This window comes from Mesorhizobium sp. M7A.F.Ca.US.006.04.2.1, assembly GCF_004022915.1.
GTDB lineage: Bacteria > Pseudomonadota > Alphaproteobacteria > Rhizobiales > Rhizobiaceae > Mesorhizobium > Mesorhizobium ciceri.
In genome coordinates this window covers 1-4,367 of record NZ_RZQA01000550.1, presented here as the reverse complement: position 1 = coordinate 4,367, position 4,367 = coordinate 1, and the positions used below count along the sequence as shown (strand labels likewise).

The window sequence follows — 4,367 nt, the reverse complement described above, 5'->3', positions numbered from 1 at the left end:
GGACTATGCCGAGCTGGTCAATGAGGCGAAGGACTTCTTGTCCGGCCGCAGCCAGAAGGTGAAGACGGAAATCTCGGCCGCCATGCAGCAGGCGTCGGAAGCTCTCGATTTCGAGCGCGCCGCGATCTATCGCGACCGGTTAGCGGCCCTGTCGCATGTGCAGAGCCACCAGGGCATCAATCCGGCGACCGTCGACGAAGCCGATGTCTTCGCCATCCATCAGGAAGGCGGCCAGGTCTGCATCCAGGTGTTCTTCTTCCGCACCGGCCAGAACTGGGGCAACCGCGCCTATTTCCCCAAGGCCGATCCGGCGTTGGAAGCAGCCGAGGTGCTGGGCTCGTTCCTGGCGCAGTTCTATGACGACAAGCCGACGCCGCGGAACATTCTTCTGTCGCATGGCGTCGAGGATCAGGAATTGCTGGCCGAGGCGCTCTCCACCCGCGCCGGCCGCAAGGTCGCGATCTCCGTGCCGCAGCGCGGCGAGAAGAAGGACCTGACCGACAACGCTTTGCAGAATGCCCGCGAAGCGCTCGGACGCCGGCTGGCTGAAACCTCCACCCAGGGACGCCTGCTTGCCGGTTTCGCCGAGACATTCGGCCTGCCGAAGCCGCCAGTGCGCATCGAGGTCTACGACAATTCGCACATCATGGGCACCAATGCCGTCGGCGCCATGGTCGTTGCCGGACCGGAGGGGTTCGTGAAGAACCAGTACCGGAAATTCAACATCCGCTCGACCGAGATCACGCCTGGCGACGATTTCGGCATGATGCGCGAGGTGATGGAACGGCGGTTTTCGCGGTTGCTCAAGGAGCATGGCGATGTCCCGGCTGGGGATGCAGCCGGCGGTTCGGCAGACGATATGGAGGACGATATCTCCGGCAGCTTCCCGGCCTGGCCCGATGTCATCCTGATCGACGGTGGCCAGGGCCAGATGACCGCGGTGCGCAAGATCCTCGCCGATCTCGGCATCGAGGATCGCGTGGTTGCCATCGGCATCGCCAAGGGCCAGGACCGCGATGCCGGCCGCGAGCGGTTCTTCGTCAAAGGCAGGGACTCGTTTTCGCTACCGGTCCGCGACCCCGTGCTCTATTTCGTCCAGCGGCTGCGCGATGAGGTTCACCGTTTCGCGATCGGCTCGCATCGGGCTCGCCGCAAGAAGGAAATGGTCAAGAGCCCACTGGATGAGATCAGCGGCATCGGTCCCGGCCGCAAGCGGGCATTGCTGCTGGCATTCGGCACCGCCAAGGCGGTCAGCCGCGCGGCCATCGAGGATCTGCGGAAAGTCGACGGGATTTCCGAGCAGGTGGCGAAACTGGTCTACAATCACTTCCACGAGAGTTGAAAAATCTGGCACTTTCATCTGGCCTGTCGAATCTGGCCTGTTGACCCCCCACATTCGCTTCTGATTTGAGTAGGCAGGCAGAAAGAGTTTCCCGGATATGGCCAAGCGCGCGTTCAACCTGCCCAACATGCTCACCTACGCCCGCATCGTCGCGGTGCCGATGGTGGTGCTGTGCTTTTTTCTCGAAGGACATCTGAAGTCGAGCGACTTTGCCCGCTGGTCGGCGCTGATCATCTTCCTGCTCGCCTCGATCACCGATTATCTGGATGGCTATCTGGCGCGCGCCTGGCAACAAACCTCCAACATCGGCAAGATGCTCGACCCGATCGCTGACAAGCTGCTGGTCGCCACCTGCCTGCTGCTGCTGGCTGCGGACACCGATCGCCATGCGGGCATTGCCGGCTGGTCGTTGTGGGCGGCGATCATCATCCTGTGCCGCGAAATCCTCGTCTCGGGCCTGCGCGAATATCTGGCGGCGCTGAAAGTCTCGGTGCCGGTGACGCAGCTGGCAAAATGGAAGACCGCCATCCAGATGGTCGCCATAGCGTTCCTCTTGGCCGGACCAGCCGGCGACAAGATCTTTCCGCTGACCACCCAGACCGGGCTGGTGCTGCTGTGGATCGCGGCGTTGGTCACGCTCTACACCGGCTACGACTATTTCCGCGCCGGCCTCAAGCACATCATGGACGAGTGAGATGACGACCCGGCTCATCTATTTTGCCTGGGTGCGCGAGCGCATCGGCATGCCCGAGGAAGACGTCGACTTGCCGGCTGGCATCGAGACGGTCGCCGATCTCCTGCGCTGGCTGAAATCGCGCGGCGAGGGCTACGAGCACGCGCTGCAATATCCCGACGTGATCCGCGTCGCCATCAACCAGGAGCATGTCGAGCACCGCGAGAAGATCGCGGGCGCCCGCGAAATCGCGCTGTTCCCGCCGATGACCGGGGGCTGACATGACCGGCGCGGTCTTACCTGTCGTGCGCATTCAGCGCCAAGATTTTGACGTCGCGGCCGAGATCGCCAGACTGACGCTAGGCCGCGCCGATATCGGCGCCGTGGTGAGCTTCTCAGGCCTTTGCCGCGACGAGCAGGGCGCGCTCTCAGCGCTCGAGCTCGAACACTATCCCGGTATGGCCGAAGCAGAAATCGCCCGCATCGCTGCTGAAGCGGTCGAGCGTTGGCCGTTGCAGGGGCTCACCGCCATCCACCGCCACGGGAAGATCGCGCCCGGCGAGAACATCGTGCTGGTGGTGGCAGCCTCCGCGCACCGCCATGCGGCGTTCGAGGCGGCGAATTTTCTCATGGACTATCTCAAATCGCGCGCGCCCTTCTGGAAGAAGGAGCATCGGGCTGACGGTTCGGAGGGTGGCTGGGTCGAGGCCAAGGAAGCCGATGCAACGGCCGCGCAACGCTGGAAAGCGTCCGAATAAGATCGCCGCAGCCATGCATTGACCGCAATCCTTTGGCCAATTGGCGGAATTGGTCAGCCTGGGCATTGGCAGCCCGGGGCATTGGCAGCCCAGGGCATTGGCAGCCCGGGGTGAGGGAGATAGTCATGCTGGACAGGATCGCGGAGTTCTTCATCTTCGGTTTCGTGCCTCTGGTCGTCGGCATATTGGCCGTTCCTGAGCAGTCTGTTGCCGCCGAAAAGGCAGTGAGAGGCGAAGTGATCTATCGCGAGCGCATTGCCTTGCCGCCCAGTGCCGTGCTCTCCGTGCAACTTGCCGATGTGTCGCTGGCCGATGCGCCGGCCACCATTATCGGCGAGCAGAAAGTAAAGCCGACCGGCCAGGTGCCGATCAGCTTCGAGATCAAATTCGACCCTTCCGTCATCCGGTCGCAGATGACTTACGCGTTGCAAGCCCGCATCACCGTCGACGACAAGCTCCTGTTCATCTCCGATATGCGCCATCAGGTCGATCCGCTGACCGACGTGCCGCAGACCATCATGCTGAAGATGGTCGCCCCGAACGCCGAGCCGACGGTTTCGGTCTTCGACCAGCTCTGGCTGGTCGACTATGTCGACGGCATCGGCGTCATCGCTGCCCCGCAAGCGACATTCAGGGTCAGCGAGGCCGGCAAGGCGGGCGGCAGCGGCCCCTGCAACACCTATTTCGCCACCGCCAAGGTCAATGGGCAAACGATCGTGATCGGAGACATCGGTTCGACCTACAAGGCCTGTGCGCCAGAGGTGATGGCCGAGGAAAAGGCGCTGTTCGATGCGCTGGCCAAGGCGGCGTCATACCGTGTCGAGGCCGGCAAGCTCATCATATCAGGCAAGGATGGCCGCGAGATCCTGCGCTTTAGCGCGGCGAGCTGACCCCCAACGAAAAAGGCCGGCGAAACGCCGGCCTTCTTTTTACGGAATCCAAGGTCTGGATCGTCGGCTCAGCCGACGATCTCGGTGTCCGAGAACCAGTACTTGATCTCTTCTGCCGCGGTCTCCGGTGCGTCGGAGCCGTGCACGGAGTTTTCGCCGATCGACAGCGCATGAACCTTGCGGATGGTGCCTTCGGCGGCGTTGGCCGGGTTCGTGGCGCCCATCACTTCGCGGTTCCTGGCAATGGCGTTCTCGCCTTCCAGCACCTGGACGACGGTCGGTGCCGACGACATGAATTCAACCAATTCGCCGAAGAAAGGACGGTCCTTGTGGACGGCATAGAAGCCTTCCGCTTCGCGGCGGCTCATCCAGACCCGGCGCGAGGCGATGACGCGCAGGCCTGCCTCTTCCAGCATCCTGGTGATGGCGCCGGTGAGATTGCGCCGGGTTGCGTCCGGCTTGATCATGGAAAATGTGCGTTCGAGCGCCATGGGTCGTCCTTGTCTGAGAATGGAATTGAGAGTGGCGGGCTCTATACAAGCCGCCCGGCCCATTGCCAAGGGCCCCCGATCAGACGGCTGCACAGCAACGCTTTGCTTGCTATAGTCGCGTGCCGGCGCCGCGCTGAGGTCGGGCCGTATGGAGACAACATGACCATGACAGACGATCGTCAGGAACGCATTCGCAACCGTGCGCACCAGATC

The 4,367-nt window shown here is 62.7% G+C and carries 6 protein-coding genes; 5 read left to right on the top strand and 1 reads right to left on the bottom strand.

Going from position 1 to position 4,367, the window contains the following annotated elements:
* The 5 genes from EN925_RS24925 to EN925_RS24905 all read left to right on the top strand — a co-directional run.
* A partial coding sequence (locus tag EN925_RS24925) for an excinuclease ABC subunit UvrC (RefSeq protein ID WP_128337005.1) occupies positions 1-1,342 on the top strand: 1,342 nt, incomplete at its 5' end.
* Between the two features lie 97 nt (positions 1,343-1,439).
* Positions 1,440-2,036, top strand: coding sequence for a CDP-diacylglycerol--glycerol-3-phosphate 3-phosphatidyltransferase (pgsA, locus tag EN925_RS24920; RefSeq protein ID WP_013532480.1), 597 nt, complete (start codon positions 1,440-1,442; stop codon positions 2,034-2,036).
* Between the two features lies 1 nt (position 2,037).
* A complete protein-coding gene (gene moaD / locus EN925_RS24915) occupies positions 2,038-2,295 on the top strand; it encodes a molybdopterin converting factor subunit 1 (protein WP_013532479.1) in 258 nt (85 codons plus the stop codon).
* 1 nt (position 2,296) lies between these two features.
* Positions 2,297-2,773, top strand: a complete 477-nt coding sequence (locus EN925_RS24910; protein ID WP_063171808.1) for a molybdenum cofactor biosynthesis protein MoaE — start codon at positions 2,297-2,299, stop codon at positions 2,771-2,773.
* Between the two features lie 125 nt (positions 2,774-2,898).
* The gene (locus EN925_RS24905) at positions 2,899-3,663 is read left to right on the top strand and encodes a YbaY family lipoprotein (protein WP_013532477.1); all 765 of its coding nucleotides are present in this window, start codon (positions 2,899-2,901) and stop codon (positions 3,661-3,663) included.
* A 68-nt stretch (positions 3,664-3,731) separates the two neighbouring features.
* On the opposite strand, the gene ndk is transcribed toward EN925_RS24905, so the two are convergent.
* Entirely contained in the window at positions 3,732-4,154 is a 423-nt protein-coding gene (gene ndk / locus EN925_RS24900; RefSeq protein WP_013532476.1) for a nucleoside-diphosphate kinase, read from the bottom strand.
* Positions 4,155-4,367: the final 213 nt, after the last annotated feature.

Bases quoted from the DNA above. Each gene is read 5' to 3' on its own strand.
- pgsA (WP_013532480.1), top strand. From the start codon at position 1,440: ATGGCCAAGCGCGCGTTCAACCTGCCCAACATGCTCACCTACGCCCGC.
- ndk (WP_013532476.1), bottom strand. From the start codon at position 4,154: ATGGCGCTCGAACGCACATTTTCCATGATCAAGCCGGACGCAACCCGG.
- EN925_RS24905 (WP_013532477.1), top strand. From the start codon at position 2,899: ATGCTGGACAGGATCGCGGAGTTCTTCATCTTCGGTTTCGTGCCTCTG.
- moaD (WP_013532479.1), top strand. From the start codon at position 2,038: ATGACGACCCGGCTCATCTATTTTGCCTGGGTGCGCGAGCGCATCGGC.
- EN925_RS24910 (WP_063171808.1), top strand. From the start codon at position 2,297: ATGACCGGCGCGGTCTTACCTGTCGTGCGCATTCAGCGCCAAGATTTT.